Source organism: Mesorhizobium sp. M0862, assembly GCF_040319795.1.
Taxonomy (GTDB): Bacteria; Pseudomonadota; Alphaproteobacteria; order Rhizobiales; family Rhizobiaceae; genus Mesorhizobium.
Genome location: NZ_JAMYOJ010000059.1, coordinates 1 through 1,201, shown reverse-complemented (window position 1 = coordinate 1,201; position 1,201 = coordinate 1). Strand labels below are relative to the sequence as shown.

Annotated in this window: 1 protein-coding gene; it reads right to left on the bottom strand. The window is 53.1% G+C overall.

Translation table 11 applies throughout. The features are described 5' to 3' along the window. Positions 1-24: 24 nt before the first annotated feature. A partial coding sequence (locus NKI15_RS31910; protein ID WP_352888187.1) for a M24 family metallopeptidase occupies positions 25-1,201 on the bottom strand: 1,177 nt, incomplete at its 5' end.

Here is a 1,201-nt window from a genome sequence, read left to right as displayed (position 1 = left end):
CGAGTGCGGGAACGCGCACTAACACTATGCATGAAAGAGGGTGTGAGGTGTGCTGCTTAGTTTCTCCGAGCCTTGCTCTGTAACAAGAACGTGTTCACTGGTTCCAAACATGTAACCACTTTCACCACACAGAATGATTGGCATATGAAAGGTCATGTTTGGCTCAAGAATGTCTCGTGCGCCGGGTTCAAGACTTATGTACCCGCGCTCCACCCAATTGACACCAGTTTGATAGCCGACACGGTGTTTAAGAAGCCCAGGCCGGCCACGCCGTTCGAGTACTTCTCTGCCGGCAGCATCAACTTCACCGGCTGTCGCGCCGGGCCTAATCGCAGAGATTACAGCCTCCAGAACTTCGACCGAAAGCTCGTGCAGGCTTTCGGTCTCGGCATGTCGACCGAGTACGGCGCTTCGTACTAGCCCGCAAGCGTAACCGCTTTGAACTCCGCCCTGCTCCATGAAGGCCGGCTCGTTGTTCCTGATCGGATTGTGTTTGGGACTGCCGTGCGGAAACTTTGTTCGCTCGCCGAATAGCAACGTTAAGGAAGACACAGGTACACCTCCGGCGCTTTCCACTTCCCGTCCAATATTAGCCGCCACTTCCGCCTCGGAGACACCTTCTCGCAGAGATTTCTGAAAAACTCTGATCGCTAGGTCCGTCATTTTCATTGCGGAGCGCATGACTTCGAGTTCCAGATTTGTCTTAACAGCTGCGACCGTCGCCACCAAACGAGACGCATCAACAAATTGCATATCTGGAAGCTCCGCCTGAAGGGCGTTCACGTCCGCCGGCGCAAGGTTCCAGCAGCCTAGCTCAAGCCCGACCCTACCCTTCAAGCCAAACCGTCGAATGGCATCGGCGCACACTGGAGCGAAATCATTTTGGTCCCTGAAAGGAACTATTTCATCTACCCAGCTGCCAACACGGACACTTACTAAATCAAACTCCCTGACGACCAAGGTCGGTTTTTGTCCCGGTACGAGAATCAATGGGAATGGCATAAAGTATGCTCCGCGTCCGTCATATCCGCTAAGATACTGAAGGTTACCCAGAGCGGTCACTAATAGAGCATCGAGGTTATCTCGCTCCATGGCTTCGAATACTTTCTTCAGACGGCGTTCGTACTCGGCTCTGGGGAACGGAAGATCAACCGACGGGACCGATGAATGTGTACTAGTCATTAGATCACCTAGAAGTACT